Annotated in this window: 15 protein-coding genes and 1 tRNA gene; 14 read left to right on the forward strand and 2 right to left on the reverse strand. The window is 50.7% G+C overall.

Going from position 1 to position 17,212, the window contains the following annotated elements:
- Positions 1–15: 15 nt before the first annotated feature.
- The 4 genes from ispF to rlmB all read left to right on the forward strand — a co-directional run bounded on the left by ispF (position 16) and on the right by rlmB (position 3,274).
- Entirely contained in the window at positions 16–567 is a 552-nt protein-coding gene (gene ispF / locus ABCW45_RS08480) for a 2-C-methyl-D-erythritol 2,4-cyclodiphosphate synthase (RefSeq protein ID WP_117469717.1), read from the forward strand.
- A gap of 100 nt (positions 568–667) precedes the next feature.
- The gene (gene cysS, locus ABCW45_RS08485) at positions 668–2,077 is read left to right on the forward strand and encodes a cysteine--tRNA ligase (RefSeq protein WP_117566545.1); all 1,410 of its coding nucleotides are present in this window, start codon (positions 668–670) and stop codon (positions 2,075–2,077) included.
- A complete protein-coding gene (locus ABCW45_RS08490; protein ID WP_117503976.1) occupies positions 2,062–2,538 on the forward strand; it encodes a Mini-ribonuclease 3 in 477 nt (158 codons plus the stop codon). Before cysS ends, ABCW45_RS08490 begins: the two co-directional genes overlap by 16 nt.
- Entirely contained in the window at positions 2,528–3,274 is a 747-nt protein-coding gene (rlmB, locus tag ABCW45_RS08495; protein ID WP_015554667.1) for a 23S rRNA (guanosine(2251)-2'-O)-methyltransferase RlmB, read from the forward strand. Before ABCW45_RS08490 ends, rlmB begins: the two co-directional genes overlap by 11 nt.
- Positions 3,275–3,493: 219 nt before the next feature.
- Here the strand turns inward: rlmB and ABCW45_RS08500 are convergent.
- A tRNA-Thr gene (locus ABCW45_RS08500) sits at positions 3,494–3,566 on the reverse strand.
- Positions 3,567–3,928: 362 nt separating this feature from the next.
- On the opposite strand from ABCW45_RS08500, the gene ABCW45_RS08505 reads away from it, so the two are divergent.
- The 10 genes from ABCW45_RS08505 to ABCW45_RS08550 all read left to right on the forward strand — a co-directional run bounded on the left by ABCW45_RS08505 (position 3,929) and on the right by ABCW45_RS08550 (position 15,651).
- The gene (locus ABCW45_RS08505) at positions 3,929–4,921 is read left to right on the forward strand and encodes a DUF4397 domain-containing protein (RefSeq protein ID WP_343220645.1); all 993 of its coding nucleotides are present in this window, start codon (positions 3,929–3,931) and stop codon (positions 4,919–4,921) included.
- Between the two features lie 201 nt (positions 4,922–5,122).
- The gene (locus ABCW45_RS08510) at positions 5,123–6,472 is read left to right on the forward strand and encodes an MATE family efflux transporter (protein WP_117566546.1); all 1,350 of its coding nucleotides are present in this window, start codon (positions 5,123–5,125) and stop codon (positions 6,470–6,472) included.
- A gap of 58 nt (positions 6,473–6,530) precedes the next feature.
- Entirely contained in the window at positions 6,531–8,291 is a 1,761-nt protein-coding gene (locus tag ABCW45_RS08515; protein WP_117566601.1) for an ABC transporter ATP-binding protein, read from the forward strand.
- The gene (locus ABCW45_RS08520) at positions 8,288–10,162 is read left to right on the forward strand and encodes an ABC transporter ATP-binding protein (protein WP_117566547.1); all 1,875 of its coding nucleotides are present in this window, start codon (positions 8,288–8,290) and stop codon (positions 10,160–10,162) included. Before ABCW45_RS08515 ends, ABCW45_RS08520 begins: the two co-directional genes overlap by 4 nt.
- 365 nt (positions 10,163–10,527) lie before the next feature.
- On the forward strand, positions 10,528–11,856 hold the full coding sequence (gene rsxC / locus ABCW45_RS08525) for an electron transport complex subunit RsxC (protein WP_117469711.1): 1,329 nt from the start codon (positions 10,528–10,530) through the stop codon (positions 11,854–11,856).
- A 12-nt stretch (positions 11,857–11,868) separates the two neighbouring features.
- Positions 11,869–12,813: an RnfABCDGE type electron transport complex subunit D gene (locus ABCW45_RS08530; RefSeq protein WP_117566548.1), complete on the forward strand. Its 945-nt coding sequence runs from the start codon at positions 11,869–11,871 to the stop codon at positions 12,811–12,813.
- A complete protein-coding gene (locus ABCW45_RS08535) occupies positions 12,800–13,417 on the forward strand; it encodes an RnfABCDGE type electron transport complex subunit G (protein WP_117469709.1) in 618 nt (205 codons plus the stop codon). The genes ABCW45_RS08530 and ABCW45_RS08535 overlap by 14 nt, the downstream gene beginning before the upstream one ends.
- Before the next feature lie 13 nt (positions 13,418–13,430).
- Complete coding sequence (gene rsxE / locus ABCW45_RS08540; protein ID WP_343220646.1) at positions 13,431–14,252, forward strand: electron transport complex subunit RsxE; 822 nt, start codon at positions 13,431–13,433, stop codon at positions 14,250–14,252.
- Between the two features lie 15 nt (positions 14,253–14,267).
- Complete coding sequence (gene rsxA / locus ABCW45_RS08545) at positions 14,268–14,843, forward strand: electron transport complex subunit RsxA (RefSeq protein WP_117469707.1); 576 nt, start codon at positions 14,268–14,270, stop codon at positions 14,841–14,843.
- A 13-nt stretch (positions 14,844–14,856) separates the two neighbouring features.
- Positions 14,857–15,651 (forward strand): RnfABCDGE type electron transport complex subunit B, encoded by a 795-nt coding sequence (locus ABCW45_RS08550; protein ID WP_117566549.1) that lies wholly within the window; start codon positions 14,857–14,859, stop codon positions 15,649–15,651.
- 340 nt (positions 15,652–15,991) lie between these two features.
- On the opposite strand, the gene arcC is transcribed toward ABCW45_RS08550, so the two are convergent.
- Positions 15,992–16,921, reverse strand: coding sequence for a carbamate kinase (gene arcC, locus ABCW45_RS08555; RefSeq protein ID WP_117566550.1), 930 nt, complete (start codon positions 16,919–16,921; stop codon positions 15,992–15,994).
- Between the last annotated feature and the right edge of the window lie 291 nt (positions 16,922–17,212).

Below are 17,212 nucleotides of genomic sequence, written 5' to 3' on the forward strand. Positions count from 1 at the left end.
ATAGGAGGAGATTCTATGAGAATCGGACAGGGATATGATGTACATCGTCTCGTAGAAGGAAGAAAGCTGATTATTGGAGGCGTGGACATTCCCTATGAAAAAGGACTTTTGGGTCATTCTGACGCAGATGTCCTTCTTCATGCTGTGATGGACGCACTTTTGGGGGCCGCCGCCCTCGGCGATATCGGCCAGCACTTCCCGGATTCGGACGAGAGATATAAAGGGATTTCCAGTATCGCGCTTTTAAAGGAAGTCGGGAAGATCCTGCAGGAAAACGGATATATGATCGAAAATATCGATTCTACCGTGATCGCCCAGAGGCCGAAGCTTTTGCCGTACCGCCCGCAGATGGCGGAAAATATCGCGGCGGCGTTAGGAATCGAAAAAGAACAGGTAAGCGTGAAAGCAACGACGGAAGAAGGGCTTGGATTTACCGGTACCGGGGAGGGGATCTCCGCTCAGGCGATCGCCCTTTTAAGTTCGGTGGCGGATTACGCGCCGGAGGACCGCGTTGGAATTATTTCCGGTGGATGCGGGGGCTGTCCGGGCTGTAGACAGCAGCAATAAATGAATGCGGAAGTAAGCGCCTGTTGATAGTAAAAGTGCATTACGCAAAGCTGCATGGCAGAAAAATTCGGACAGAAAGATATATGAAGGAGCTTAAGTTATGAAGATCTACAATACACTCACAAAGAGAAAAGAAGAGTTCGTTCCGGTAGAGCCGGGAAAAGTAAAAATGTACGTGTGCGGACCGACCGTCTACAACTTTATCCACATCGGAAACGCGAGACCGATGATCGTATTTGATACGGTAAGACGGTACTTTGAATATAAAGGATACGATGTAAATTATGTATCCAACTTTACGGATGTCGATGATAAGATCATCAAAAAAGCCATCGAGGAGGGCGTTGATGCAGAGACGATCTCCAAGCGCTACATCGCCGAGTGCAAAAAGGATATGGAAGGCATGAATATCGAGCCGGCAACAAAGAATCCGCTCGCGACGGAAGAGATCTGCGGCATGCTGAATATGATCAGCACTCTGATCGAAAAAGGTTACGCCTATGTGGCTGCTGACGGAACGGTTTATTACAGTGTCCGGAAATTTAAAGATTACGGAAAGCTTTCCCATAAGAATCTTGACGATCTCCAGTCCGGATTCCGTGAGATCAAGGTAACCGGTGAGGAGGGCAAGCAGGATCCGAACGACTTCGTTCTCTGGAAACCGAAAAAAGAGGGAGAGCCGTACTGGGAGTCTCCGTGGTGCGAGGGCCGTCCGGGCTGGCATATCGAGTGCTCCGTAATGGCAAAGAGATACCTCGGCGACGAGATCGATATTCATGCAGGCGGTGAGGACTTAATTTTCCCGCATCATGAGAACGAGATCGCCCAGAGTGAGGCTGCAAACGGAAAGCCTTTCGCGAAATACTGGATGCACAACGCGTTCTTAAATATTGATAATAAGAAAATGTCAAAATCTCTCGGAAACTTCTTTACCGTCCGTGAGATCAGCGAAAAATACGATCTTCAGGTGCTCCGTTTCTTTATGCTGAGCGCACATTACAGAAGTCCGTTAAACTTCAGTGCGGACCTAATGGAAGCCTCCAAGAACGGTCTTGAGAGAATCCTCACCGGTATGGAAAAGCTCCGTGAGGCGGAGGCAAAGGCAACCGGCGGCACAATGACAGCGGAAGAACTGGAAAACCAGAAGAAGGCAATGGAGCTTGTCGCAAAGTATGAGGCGGCGATGGATGATGATTTCAACACCGCGGACGCGATCTCCGCGATCTTCGAGCTCATCAAGCTCTCCAACTCCACAGTCTCCGGGGCAAGCACAAAGGAGTATGTTTCCTGGATGAAGAATGAGATCCAGAGACTCTGCGACGTAATGGGGATTATTACAGAAAAGAAGGCGGAAGTCCTTGACTCTGAGGTGGAGGACCTGATCGCCCAGAGACAGGCAGCGAGAAAGGCAAAGAACTTTGCCCTTGCCGATGAGATCAGAGGAAAACTTCTCGACATGGGAATCGTCCTCGAGGACACAAGAGAGGGCGTAAAATGGAAGAGAGCTTAATGCTTTTAAAGGAAAAATTCCACTTAAAGGATACGGATGCAGGTCAGTACTCTCCGCTTGTGCTCGCCTATCTCGGTGATGCGGCTTACGAGATCCTGATCCGTACCATCGTGGTCAGCGAGGGAAATATGCAGGTGAATAAGCTTCACAGGAAGTCTTCGGCTCTTGTGAAGGCTGCAGCCCAGGCAGAATTCCTGATGGCCATTGAGGGTGACCTTACCGAGGAGGAGCATGCGGTCTACAAACGGGGAAGAAACGCGAAGTCTTTCTCTATGGCCAAGAATGCAACGATGAAGGACTACCGGATGGCGACAGGCTTTGAGGCTCTGATGGGATATCTTTACCTGTCCGGAAGAACGGAGCGAATGGTGGATCTTGTGGCACTGGCGATGACAAAGACCGGAAAAGCAGTGTCCGGAGATACGGAAAAACAGAAAGAGGAGAACTCCGATGAGATATGAAGAACTGACGATAGAAGGGCGCAACGCTGTTTTGGAGGCGTTCCGCTCCGGAAAGACCATCGACCGGCTGTTTGTCCTTGACGGCTGCCAGGACGGTCCGGTGCGCACGATCGTGAGAGAGGCGAAAAAGCATGATACGATCGTAAATTTTGTCCCGAAGGAACGCCTGGATTCCATGTCTGAGACGGGACATCATCAGGGTGTGATGGCGTATGCCGCTGCTTACGAGTACGCGGAGGTGGAAGATATCTTAAAGATCGCGGAAGAGAAGGGCGAGCCGCCGTTTTTATTCCTGCTTGACGGAATTGAGGATCCGCACAACCTTGGAGCGATCATCCGTACCGCGAACCTTGCGGGCGCTCATGGCGTGATCATTCCGAAACGCCGCGCGGTGGGACTTACCGCGACGGTTGCGAGAACCTCCGCGGGTGCGTTAAACTATACGCCGGTCGCAAAGGTCACCAACATGGCGGCAACGATCGAGGATTTAAAGAAACGCGGCATCTGGTTCGTCTGCGCCGATATGGGCGGAGAGAGCATGTACCGTTTAAACCTCACCGGACCGATCGGTCTTGTGATCGGAAATGAGGGGGAGGGCGTGAGCCGTCTTGTGAAGGAAAAATGCGACATGATCGCGTCGATCCCAATGAAGGGCGATATCGATTCCCTGAACGCGTCCGTTGCGACAGGTGTTCTCGCGTATGAGATCGTGAGACAGAGACTGGCGAAGGCATAGGATTTATAATTTTACTTATGATAAAAAGACCTGCGGAGAGGAGTTCCGTAGGTCTTTTTTATTCGAGGAGGATTTCCTTCATAATAAACATTTGTTCCGGTCAGCCCGGTCGTCCTGAGTGAGTGAGCATCATTGTCGCGTTCACGTCTTTTTCGTAACAGGAATTTCCTGTAACACGAAAAAAGGCTTCCCGGATATTCCGGAAAGCCTCATGGTTTAAGCTGCCTAGCAGATTTGAACTGCCGACCTCCGCCTTACCAAGGCGACGCTCTACCAGCTGAGCCAAGGCAGCGAACACATTTACTGTGTTTTTCGAACCTCCAATATAGTATCATGGATCAACAGGTTTGTCAACGATAAAAACAAAAAAATTTGAATAAATTTTTCATACAAAAAGATCAATTCCTCGGAAAGCCCATGGAGGGTAAAGCGGACATTCGCAATCCACTTCGCTACTTGCTCATGAACGCAGTCGCTTCGCGATCTGTCAGTGGGAGCTTTCAACTCCCACTGACATAAGCATCCCACTCACCCACCGCTTAGTGCTCCGCGCACTTGAAGCGGGGGAATGCTTATCTGCGTTCAAACACGTGCAGGGAACACTTTCCGTTCTGCTTTCATATTTTGTAGTAAAAAAGATATTGAGGTGTTAATATGCCAGAGAATCCAACATCAATGCCGGAACCGTCGGGAGAGAATACGGCGGAGGTTGTGGCAGGGAAGAATGACGCAAATGTACCGGAGACACCGGCCGAGCCATTAGGAGGAGTTTTTGTTTATCCGGGAGACGATGATCTTGCGGGGATCCCTGTGCCGCCCATCGCTTCACCGGGCGGAAGACCTGTTTATCCGGGAGATGACGATCTCGCCGGAATCCCAACGACACCGGTCGCGCCGTCTGGCGGACGCCCTGTCTATCCTGACAATACCATCGGACGCCCGGGCTTTCCGACGATTTCTTTTCCGGTCACATATCCGACGGTCTCAGGAGGAAATTACTACAGCAGAGTCCGGTTTTTAAATGCCAGCACATCAGGCCAGACTCTGGATGTCTATATCGATGGCCGGAATGTCTTTTCCGGTTCCGAATTTGCCACGATTTCTTCTTATATCCGCGTGACGGACGGATTCCACACCGTCACTGTGCGCAGGACCAACGGTCAGATCTATTATCAGCAGACGATTGCCTTTGTGTCCGGTGAGAGACTCACGATGGTGATCTTAGACACGGTTTCCGGAGTGTCCCTGACCCGTGTCTCCGACATGGGCTGTACGAACGTTCCGGCAGGTTACGGCTGTCTCCGTGTCGCGAACATGTCCTACGCGGGATCCAGCTACGATGTGCGGACCTTCAACAACCAGACAGCATTTGCGGGGGTCGGATACAAGGAAGTGACGAGCTATAAACAGACATCCAGCGGAACCTATACCTTCTTTGTGACAGGTTCCCAGTATGCAGTTTCGGCCTTAGGCGAGCTTCCGGTCCTTGTCCTTTCCTCCATCGTCGGCGTTTCCTGTCCGACCTGCACCGTGGCGAATCCGCTTCTCACCTTCAACGTCAACGTCCGTGCGGGAAGAGCCTACACCTGCTATATTATCGGAAATCCGTGGTCCGGCCTCTTCCGGGCGTATGTCCTCGAGGACTGAAGCGTGTTGCGGCAGGATTGCATTATTTGTAAAAATCGTCTATAATCTGCGTAACAGATAAAAGGAATGTGCCTTACGCATTCCGGCACCGGGAGCAGCCGTGGATAGAATGAGCAGACGGACAGGGGCGGGAAATGCCAGTCTGCTTTTCTTTCCGGATGCTGCCGGAAAGAAGATACAGATACGGGAAAAAGGAGTATTATGAAGAAAAATTACGAAATGGACATGTGCAGTGGCCCGATCCTCGGAAAACTGCTCACCTTTACGATTCCGCTGATCTTTTCCGGAATCCTGCAGCTTCTGTTCAACGCAGCGGATGTGATCGTTGTGGGACGTTTCGCGGGCAGCCAGTCTCTGGCGGCGGTGGGTTCCACAACGGCGCTGATCAACCTGATGATCAATATCTTTATCGGACTGTCCGTGGGTGTCAATGTCATCGTGGCGAGATATTACGGAGCGAAGCGGGAAAAAGACGTGCAGGATACGATCCATACGGCCATGGCACTCAGCATCGTCAGCGGTCTTTTTCTGATCGTTGTGGGTCAGCTTCTCTCGAGGCCAATGCTGGAACTCATGGGAACTCCGGACGATGTAATCGATAAATCTACGATTTATATGCGGATCATCTTTATCGGCATGCCTGCGAATATGATCTACAACTTCGGAAGCGCGATTCTCCGCGCGGTGGGAGACACGAAGCGCCCGCTGTATTTCCTTACGGCGGCGGGCGTGATCAATGTGGTCTTAAACCTCTTTTTTGTGATCATGTTCCGGATGGATGTGGCGGGAGTTGCTCTGGCGACCGCGATCTCTCAGGCGATCTCGGCGTGTCTGGTGATCCTTTGCCTGATGGAGAGCGAGGGCGGTCTGAAGCTTCATTTAAAAGCTCTGAAGATCCACCGCTCAAAATTCCGTCAGATCATTCAGGTAGGCCTTCCGGCGGGGATGCAGGGCGCAGTATTTTCTATTTCCAATGTTCTGATCCAGTCCTCTGTCAATTCCTTCGGTTCTGTCGCGATGGCGGGAAATACGACATCCCAGAATATTGAGGGATTCATCTATAACGCCATGAATGCGGTTTATCAAGCAAACTTAAGCTTCACGAGCCAGAACTTCGGCGGCAAAAAGTATTCGAGGATCAACCGGATCATGGTTACCTGCCTCGGCGTTGTGACGGCAGTGGGACTCGGGATGGGAATCCCGGCTTATCTTTGCGGACATGCCCTGATCCGGATCTATTCCTCAGACCCGGAGGTCATTGTATACGGAATGAGAAGACTTGTGGTCTTTGGAACGACATATTTCCTCTGTGGGATCATGGATACGATGGTGGGCAGCATCCGCGGTCTCGGATACTCCGTTATGCCGATGTGCGTCTCCCTTCTGGGAGCGTGTGGACTCCGGATCGTCTGGATCTTTACGGTGTTTCAGGTATACCATAACCTGACAGTGTTATACTTATCCTATCCGTTTACCTGGATCGTCACGGCGACGGCCCATATGATCTGCTTCTATATCGTGAGGAGAAAACTTCCGAGGGAAGATGCGTGATAAACAGCAACGGAAGAATCCAACGACTGCAGATCTGATCAGAAAGGAAACAATAGAATTGAAACGATACAAAAAATACATCATCCCGTATCTCAGTGCTTTCGTGATCGGTCCGCTGATGATGCTCACCGAGGTGGCGGGAGAGGTCATGCTCCCGAAATTTATGTCCATGATCATCAACAACGGTGTCGCAAGTCGAAATGTTGCCTATATCGGAAAGATGGGGACGCTGATGGTCCTGACTGTCCTTTTTATGGCGGTGGGTGGGATCCTCGGTGCCTACTTTTCCGCGAAGGCGTCCATCTCCTTTACCAGTGACATGAGAAACGACCTCTTCAGGAAGGTCCAGCAGTTCTCCTTTGAGAATATCGACGACTACAGCACCGGTTCTCTCGTCACGAGGCTCACGAACGATGTCCAGCAGGTTCAGAATGTCCTGATGATGGGGCTCCGTATGGCGCTTAGAGCGCCCGGAATGTTCCTCGGTGCCCTGATCATGGCGTTCATGATGAATCGTCAGCTTGCGGTCATCATCCTCATCGTGATCCCACTTCTTCTCGCGGCGATCCTTCTGATCTTAAAGACCGCATTCCCGCGCTTTGGGGAGATGCAGAGGAGACTGGATCGTTTGAATTCCGGAATTCAGGAATCCCTGACGAATGTCCGGGTAGTGAAATCCTTCGTCCGGGAGGACCATGAGATCGAAAAATTCAGTAAATTAAATGACGACTTAAAGGAGAGCAGCCTCCGTGCGCTCCGGATCGTGATCGCCACGATGCCGGTGATGATGTTTGCCATGAACGTGACGACACTGGCTGTCGTCTGGTATGGAGGAAATATCATCATTGCCGGAAAGATGCCGGTGGGGGATCTCACCGCGTTTACGACGTATATCGTGCAGATCCTGATGTCCCTCATGATGCTTTCCATGGTATTCTTACAGAGCTCCCGCGCCAGCGCGTCCATGAAGCGGATCAATGAGATCTTCGACACAGAGATCGGCTTAAATGATGACAACGCGGAAAATAAGGATAAAAAAGTCACGGAAGGCCGTGTGGAGTTTAAGAATGTAAGCTTTGGCTACAGCGGAGAGAACGGGAGAAAGGATCTCGTTCTGGAAGGGATCTCCTTTACGGCAGAACCGGGACAGACCATCGGGATCATCGGCTCCACGGGAAGCGGAAAGACCTCCCTCGTGCAGCTGATCCCGAGACTCTATGATGTGACCGGAGGAGAAGTCCTTGTCGACGGCGTGAACGTCAAAGAGTACTCTTTAAAACACCTGCGTGATGGCGTCGGCATGGTTCTCCAGAAAAATATCCTCTTCTCGGGAACGATCGAGGAAAATCTCCGATGGGGAAATGAGGACGCGCCGATGGAGGATGTCATCCGGTTCTCGGAGAGCGCCCAGGCAGATCCCTTCGTTAAGACCTTCAAAAACGGATATGATACCGAGATGGGGCAGGGCGGCGTCAACGTCTCAGGAGGCCAGAAGCAGCGTCTCTGTATTGCGAGAGCACTTTTAAAGCGCCCGAAGATTCTGATCCTGGATGACTCCACCAGTGCTGTTGACACGGCAACGGAGGCGAAAATCCGGGAGAGTCTTTACCATGATCTCAAGGATACCACAAAGATCATCATCGCCCAAAGGATCTCCTCCGTTCAGGAGGCGGATCAGATTCTGGTACTGGAGGACGGAAAGATCATTGGTCACGGAACCCACGAGGAACTTTTAAAGACCTGTGAGGCATACAGCGAGATCTATACGACCCAGATCGGAAATCAGTCCATCAGGGCAGGAGAGGAGGCGGCAGTATGAGCGTCACGAGAGCAGACCGCGAAGCGAGTCTGAAAAAACGATATGCCGGACGCGTGGCAGCCGCACCGAAAAGGAGAGGGATGGGGAGAGGACCGGGGGCTCCGAGAGGCGGAGGACGCCCAAAGAGCACGGGAACGGCCTTAAAGCGCCTGCTGTCCTATCTGGAAGCGGACAGGCTCCGGATGGGGATCGCATTTTTCTGTGTCATTGTAAATACGGTGGCGACACTGACCGGTTCCTATATGCTGCGCCCGATCATCAACCGGTTTATTGCACCGCCGGACGGAAGTCCCGGCAATGTGGCAGGACTTTTTAAAGGGCTGACCATGATGGCATGCGTCTATCTTCTGGGGGTTATCGCAAATTATCTCCAGTCAAGACTGATGCTGGAGGTTGCCCAGAGCGCCCTTGTGCGGATCCGGACAGACCTTTTTACAAAAATGCAGAAGCTTCCGGTGAGATTTTACGATACAAATTCCAATGGGGATCTGATGAGCCGCTTCACAAACGATGTGGACACCATCGGAAATATGCTGAGCAGTACTCTTGTGCAGCTCTTTTCCGGAACCTTAAGCATCATCGGGACCTTGTTCCTCATGCTCTACACGAACATCTGGCTGACAGCCGTGACCCTGATCATGATCCCGCTCATGCTGCGGGCCGGTGGAGAGGTCGCGAAGCGGAGCCAGAAATATTTCAGTGCCCAGCAGTCGGCTCTCGGTGCTTTAAACGGATACATCGAGGAGACCATCACCGGACAGAAGGTGGTAAAAGTCTTCTGTCATGAGGAGATCGCGGAGGAAGAATTTGATATATTAAACAGGGATCTCCGCGAAAAACAGATCCGCGCCCAATTCCTTGGGGGCATGATGGGACCTGTGATGAACAACTTAAGTCAGGTAAACTATTCCCTGACGGCGTGCATCGGCGGGATCCTCTGTGTGGTGAAAAACTTCGATGTCGGCGGGCTCACGGTATTCCTGAACTTTTCGAGACAGTTCTCAAGGCCGATCAACGAGATCTCCATGCAGGTCTCCAACGTGTTCTCAGCTCTCGCCGGAGCGGAGCGCGTTTTCTCCGTGATGGATGAGGAGCCGGAGGCGGCGGCTGATAAGGACGCAGTGTCCATGGACGGCATGCGCGGGGAAGTGGTGTTAGATCATGTGACCTTCGGCTACAATCCGGACAAGGTCATCTTAAAGGATATCAGCCTCTACGCGAAGCCGGGACAGAAGATCGCTTTCGTGGGTTCCACGGGAGCCGGGAAAACGACGATCACGAACCTCATCAACCGCTTCTACGATATCCAGAGCGGGACCATCACCATCGACGGCGTTGATATCTGCCATATTAAGCGGGACGAGCTGCGCCGCCACATTGCCATGGTGCTTCAGGATACGCATCTGTTTACGGGAACAGTTATGGAAAATATCCGGTACGGACGGCTTGATGCCACCGACGAGGAGGTCGTTCAGGCGGCAAAGATGGCATCGGCCCATTCCTTTATCATGCGGCTTCCAAAGGGCTATGACACCGTTCTGGAGAGCGACGGCGCGAACTTAAGCCAGGGCCAGAGACAGCTTCTTAATATCGCAAGAGCGGCGGTATCCAAGGCGCCGATCCTGATCCTTGATGAGGCGACGAGCTCCGTCGATACGAGAACGGAAAAGCATATCGAGCAGGGCATGGATGCGCTGATGGCAGAACGGACCACTTTCGTGATCGCCCACCGTCTTTCCACAGTGCGGAACGCCAACGCCATTATGGTTCTGGAGAACGGAGAGATCATTGAGCGCGGTGATCATGAGGACCTCCTGAAAGAAAAAGGACGTTATTACCGGTTATATACGGGAATGGCGGAGCTGAGTTAGGACGATCACAGAAGAAAAAACGGGCAGATGAAGAAATCTGCCCGTTTTTTTATGTAACAGGAAATTCCGGGGAATTTCCTGTTACATAAAAAGGCACTGCGTATCGATCATACGCACCCAGACAGGCTTTTTCAAATTTTGTAGCAATTCCATAAGAGACAGCAGAAAAGAGCGGGAGTTAGTTGGTAAAAACTTCATTTTTTAAAGAAATCAGATGTCTGTTTTTGTTCTTTTTTTGATACAAACGCTGAAAACGGCCATTTCCGTTAAAAAGTTAACCGATTTCCAATTGTAGAAAAATTCCAAATATGCTATACTACGATGTGATGGGTACTATGAAATTTTATAGAAAGAAGGTTTGTTAAATGGGTCTGAGCACATTTATAGGCGGCGTTCATCCTTATGAGGGAAAAGAACTGTCCGCAGATAAGCCGATTCAGGTGATCCAGCCGAAGGGTGAGCTGGTTTATCCTCTCTCCCAGCATATCGGTGCTCCGGCGAAACCGCTTGTTGCCAAGGGTGACAAGGTCCTGGTTGGCCAGAAGATCGCTGAAGCAGGCGGCTTCATTTCCGCAAATGTTATCTGTTCCGTATCCGGTACAGTAAAGGGAATCGAACCGCGTCTGGTTGCGAACGGAGCAATCGTACAGTCCATTATCGTTGAGAACGATAACGAGTACACAGCAATCGAAGGTTTTGGCGAAAAACGCGATTACACAAAACTTTCCAAGGAAGAGATCCGGAATATCGTAAAAGAAGCCGGTATCGTAGGTCTCGGCGGCGCAGGTTTCCCGACCAACGTAAAACTTGCACCGAAGGATGACAACGCGATCGATCACATTATCGTAAATGCGGCTGAGTGTGAGCCGTATCTGACAAGTGACTATCGCCTGATGATGGAGCAGCCGGAGAGACTGATCGGCGGCATCAAAGTCATGTTAAGCATGTTCCCGAACGCGAAGGGCGTGATCGGAATCGAGGAGAACAAGCCGGAGGCGATCAAGCTTCTGGAAGGTCTCGTAAAAGACGAGCCGAAGATCACGGTATGTCCGTTAAAGACAAAATATCCGCAGGGCGGCGAGCGTTTCCTGATCTATGCGGTTACGGGCGGACGTGAGATCAACTCCACGATGCTTCCGGCGGATGCAGGATGTATCGTTGATAACGTAGATACCGTTATCTCTATTTACAATGCAGTCTGTGAGAGCACACCGTTAATTCGTAAGATCATTACTGTTACCGGTGATGCGGTTAAGAATCCGCAGAACTTCCAGGTTCCGCTCGGTATGTGCTACCGGGAGATCCTCGAGGCTGCAGGTGGATTTAAGGAAGAGCCGGAAAAGATGATCTCCGGTGGTCCGATGATGGGACAGGCATTATTCTCTCTGGATATTCCGGTCATGAAGAACTCTTCTGCCCTGACCTGCTTCATAAAAGATCCGGTTGCGGCAAATCTGGAATCTCCGTGTATTCGCTGTGGACGCTGTATCGAGGTATGTCCTGGTCATGTTGTCCCGCAGATGATGATGGCGGCAGCAGAAAGAAATGATCTTGCCCTGTTCGAAAAATTAAATGGTATGGAGTGCTGCGAATGCGGCTCCTGTACTTTCATCTGCCCTGCACACAGACCGCTGACACAGGCATTCAAAGAGATGCGTAAAGCTGTCATGGCAGCCAGAAGAAAGAAAGCGTAGGAGGTGTGACAAATGAGTAAATTATTAAACGTATCATCATCCCCTCACGTACGCTGCGGTGTTTCCACAAAGAACTTAATGTACGATGTGGCGATCGCAATGCTTCCGGCTACGATCTGGGGCGTGATGCAGTTCGGTATCTATTCCCTTATCGTTGTTGTTGCAACGGTTCTTTCCTGTGTACTCAGTGAATATCTTTTTGAGACATTGATGCACAAGCCGGTTACCATCAGTGACGGCAGTGCTCTTGTTACAGGTATGATCTTAGGCTTAAATATGCCGCCGGCAATTCCGTTATGGATGCCGATCCTTGGCGGTGTATTCGCGATCATTGTCGTAAAACAGCTTTACGGCGGACTTGGTCAGAACTGGATGAACCCGGCTCTGGCAGCAAGATGCTTTATGCTGATCTCCTTTGCACAGGCTATGACAAAGTTCACAGACCCGGTAACAGACGCAGTTGCAAGCGCAACTCCTCTTGCGGCGATCAAAGCCGGTGATACATATGATCTTGCAGCAATGTTTATCGGTAAGATCCCGGGAACTATCGGTGAGGTTTCCGTAATTGCCCTTTTAATCGGTGCGGCATACCTGCTCGTTAAGAAAGTAATTACGATCCGCATCCCGGCAGCATATATCCTTTCCTTTGCAGTATTCGCATTTATCTTTGGCCAGCACAATATCAACTACGTGCTTGCTGAGATCTGCGGCGGCGGACTGATCTTCGGTGCATTCTTCATGGCTACCGACTATGTAACAAGCCCGATCACTGCAAAAGGACAGATCGTATTTGGTATCTGCCTTGGTATTTTAACAGGACTGTTCCGTATCTTCGGAAGCGGTGCAGAGGGCGTTTCTTACGCGATCATCTTCTGCAACATGCTTGTTCCGTTGATTGAGAAGGTAACTCTCCCGACAGCATTCGGAAAAGGGGGTAAGAAAAATGGCAGCAAGTAAGTCTGGATTTATGAAAGATGCCCTGATCCTTTGTGCGATCACCCTGGTTTCCGGTTTATGTCTCGGCGTTGTCTATGATGTGACAAAAGCTCCGATCGAGGCGGCTACCATCGCAGCCAACAACGCAACCTACAAACAGGTCCTTCCGGAGGCAGAGAGCTTCGATGATGTGGAAGGTTCCACAGAAAAGATCGCTGAGACAGCAGACGAGATCGCAAATCTCGGCTTCGGCGGCGTTGCGATCGAGTCCGTTCTCGAGGCAAAGGACGCGAGCGGAGCAGTCGTAGGACATGTGATCAACTCCCTGTCTAACGACTCCTATGGCGGAGCTGTCAAGCTCTCTATCGGCTTTGATGCGGACGGCGCCATCACAGGTGTTGGTATCCGTGAGACAAGCGATACTCCTGGTCTTGGCTTAAAGGCGAAAGATGATGACTACAGAAATCAGTACGTTGGCAAGAACTGCGAGAGCTTAAGCGTAACAAAGTCCGGTTCCGCGTCCGACACTGAGATCAATGCCATCAGCGGTGCCACCATCACATCAAACGCTACAACAAACGCAGTCAATGCAGCTTTATACTATCTGCATAACTGCTTAAACTAGGAGGTGGGCATTCATGAATAAATGCGTAGAACGTTTATATAACGGTATTATCAAGGAAAACCCAACCTTCATCCTGATGTTAGGTATGTGTCCGACTCTTGCGACGACAACATCTGCCATCAACGGTCTCGGCATGGGACTTTCCACAACAGCCGTACTGATGTTTTCCAACCTGCTGATCTCTGCACTGCGTAAGATCATTCCGGACAGAGTCCGTATTCCGGCCTTCATCGTAGTCGTAGCCAGCCTGGTTACAGTCGTACAGCTCTTAATGCAGGGCTACGTTCCGTCCCTGTATGCATCTTTGGGTATTTATATCCCGCTTATCGTTGTTAACTGTATCATCCTTGGCCGTGCAGAGTCATATGCCTGCAAGAACGGTCCGGTTGAATCTTTCTTCGATGGTCTTGGTATGGGACTTGGATTCTCTCTTTCCCTTACCGTCATCGGTATGTGCCGTGAGCTCTTCGGTGCAGGTGCGATCTTCGGACACACCGTTATTCCGGAAGCTTACCACATTTCCATCATCATCCTTGCACCGGGTGCTCTGTTCACTCTGGCTATGCTTTCCGCGATCCAGAACAAGCTCCGTCTTCCATGCGCGACAAACGGCGACGCACCGAAGTCTGACCTTGTATGCGGTGGTAACTGCGCAAGCTGTGCGGGCTGTGTCAGCATGACAAACCATGCTGCTCTCGCTGAGAAGAAGGCAGAGGAAGCGGCAGCAAAGAAGGCAGCGGCAGAGAAGGCTCTCGCAGCTAAGAAGGCAGCTGAGGCTGCAAAAGCGGCAGAGGCAGCTAAGACTGAAGCAGCAGACGCCGGCAAAGAAAATTAAGGAGGAAATGGAGAAATGAAAGAACTTTTATTGATCGCCATCGGTTCTGCCCTGGTGAATAACGTTGTTTTAAGCCAGTTCCTCGGTCTTTGCCCGTTCCTTGGTGTATCCAAGAAAACAGAGACAGCAGCTGGTATGGGCGCTGCAGTCGTATTCGTTATTACGATCGCGTCTGCCTGCACAAGCCTTGTTTATGATTTCGTTCTCGTAAAGCTCCATATCGAGTATTTACAGACGATCGTATTTATCCTTGTAATCGCGGCTCTGGTTCAGTTCGTTGAGATGTTCTTAAAGAAGAACATGGTAAGCCTTTATGAGGCACTCGGCGTATACCTTCCGTTAATTACAACAAACTGTGCGGTTCTCGGTGTTGCGCTGACAAACGTACAGAAGAGCTACAACTTCATTCAGAGTGTCGTAAACGGTATCGGTATTTCCGTTGGATTCCTGATCGCCATCGTCCTGCTTGCAGGTATCCGTGAGAAGATCGAGCACAATGATGTGCCGCACGCTTTTCAGGGATCTCCGATCGTTCTGATCACAGCAAGCTTAATGTCGATCGCTCTCTTCGGATTTTCCGGAATGATTTAAGGAGGAACGAGAGATGAACATGACAGGCATTATCATCGCTGCTGCGGTTGTCGGTATCGTCGGTATCGTCATCGGCGTACTCCTTGGAATCGCCAGCGAGAAGTTTAAAGTAGAAGTAGACGAGAAGGAAATTCTGGTTCGTGCAGAGCTTCCGGGCAACAACTGCGGCGGCTGCGGTTACGCAGGCTGTGACGCTCTTGCAAAAGCAATTGCAGAGGGCAAGGCAAAGGTTGACCAGTGTCCGGTCGGCGGCGCTCCGGTAGGAGAAAAGATCGCTGCGATCATGGGCGTTGAAGCTGGTTCCGCTGAGAAGAAAGTTGCATTCGTAAAATGTAAAGGTACCTGCGATAAGGCAACTGTGAAATACAACTATTATGGTATTGACGACTGCCACAAGATCGCAGATGCAGTTCCGGGCGGCGGCTCCAAGGGATGTACCTTTGGATGTCTCGGTTCCGGAAGCTGTGTAAAGGAATGTCAGTTTGACGCGATCCATGTTGTAAACGGTGTTGCCGTTGTCGACAAGGAGAAGTGCGTTGCCTGTGGTAAGTGCGCAGAGGCTTGTCCGCGTCACCTGATCGAGCTCGTTCCGTACAAGGCAAACCACCTTGTACAGTGCAGCTCCCACGACAAAGGACCGGCTGTCAAGAAGGTCTGCGAGGCAGGCTGTATCGGATGTACGCTCTGCACAAAGCAGTGTGAATTCGATGCGATTCATATGGATAACAACGTTGCTGTGATCGATTACACAAAGTGTACCGGCTGCGGCAAGTGCGCGGCGAAGTGCCCGGCACATGTTATTATCTGATTGGGTAACAACATATAGAAAAGACCCGCGGAAGGCAGAAATGCTTTCCGGCGGGTCTTTTTTTGTGCAATAGGAGATTACGCGGAATTTCCTATTACACAAAAGGCACTAACGAGCCAATGATACACACTCGCGTGAAGATGTAGATTGTCGTAGGAGACTGCACCTTGGCGCATTCTTTATTATTTTCGCTAAAGAGATTTGTATGATCAGGACAGTTGGGAGAGGAGTATTTGAAAAAAGATCCCAGAGAAGTTCTCATATAGAATTCCCTGGGATTATGCTTTTGTTTGTTCTGGGTTTAAATCAGATTGACCGGGGTCAAATCAGAATATATTGCCTACTGGATCGTTGTGCCGCCTTTACCGGCTAAAGCGCTCTTTGCACCGTCAAGGGAAGTGATGATCGCGCGCCGTCCTTTTCCTGCGTTGATGAAGTCGATGGAGCTTTCAACCTTCGGCAGCATGGAACCTGTCTTAAAATGGCCTTCCTCGGCATAGCGGGCTGCGTCAGCCGTTGTCATCTTATCGATGTTGATCGGGTGATCACTGCCGTAATTTAATACGACATTCGGAACACCTGTGATGAACATCAGGACATCAGCGTCAAGTTCCTTCGCGAGAAGTCCGGCTGCGCGGTCTTTCTCGATCACAGCGCTGGCACCCTTTAAGTGGGAGCCCTGTTCCATAACCGGGATTCCGCCGCCGCCTGCAGCGATCACCGGCTGGTCAGCATCAGCGAGAGCGCGGATCGCGTCGATCTCAACGATTGCGACCGGCTTCGGAGCCGCAACGATACGGCGGTAGCCGTCGCCTTCCTTCACAACGAAGTTACCCTTTGCCTCTTCCTCTTTTGCCTCCTCGGCGTTCATCACACGTCCAACCACCTTCAGCGGAGTGTAGGAGGACTCATCGTACGGGTCAACTGTAACCTGTGTTAAGATCGTAGATACAGCTTTGTAAATGCCACGTTTGATAAGCTCGGAGCGGAGAGCGTTCTGGAGATCGTAGCCGATATATCCCTGGCTCATTGCGGAGCAGACGGACATCGGAGCCGGAGTGTAACCTTCATGATTTTTCGCAAATTCATTTAACGCGGTGTGGATCATACCGAGCTGCGGAGTATTTCCGTGGGTGATCACAACCTGCCAGCCGTCCTGAATAAAATCGGCGATGGCTTTCGCCGTCTTTGTAACGGCGTTTTTCTGCTCCGGAAGGTTTGTTCCGAGAGCATCATGTCCAAGTGCTAAAACAAGTCTTTTCTTTGCCATATCGAATCCCTCATTTCTATTACATACCGATATCGTTGGGGCAGATCTGCTTAAAGGGGAGCCGCGGATAAGTTTTCTCCGCGGACCGGTAGAAAGCGGCCTGCATTTATGTATTTTCAGATATTTTACCATATTTTAAGTGATTATGGAAGAAAAAACTCGAAGTTTTATGATGGGACCCAGGTAGAAAAATTTTGAACTGAAAATTTCGCAGGGTTCTTCGGAAGCAGAAGATTAGCGAATGAATCCTGTACTGGAACGAAAGAGAATCGAAAGAAATAATTTTTTGCT

The organism is Pilosibacter fragilis, assembly GCF_032490495.1.
GTDB lineage: Bacteria > Bacillota > Clostridia > Lachnospirales > Lachnospiraceae > Pilosibacter > Pilosibacter fragilis.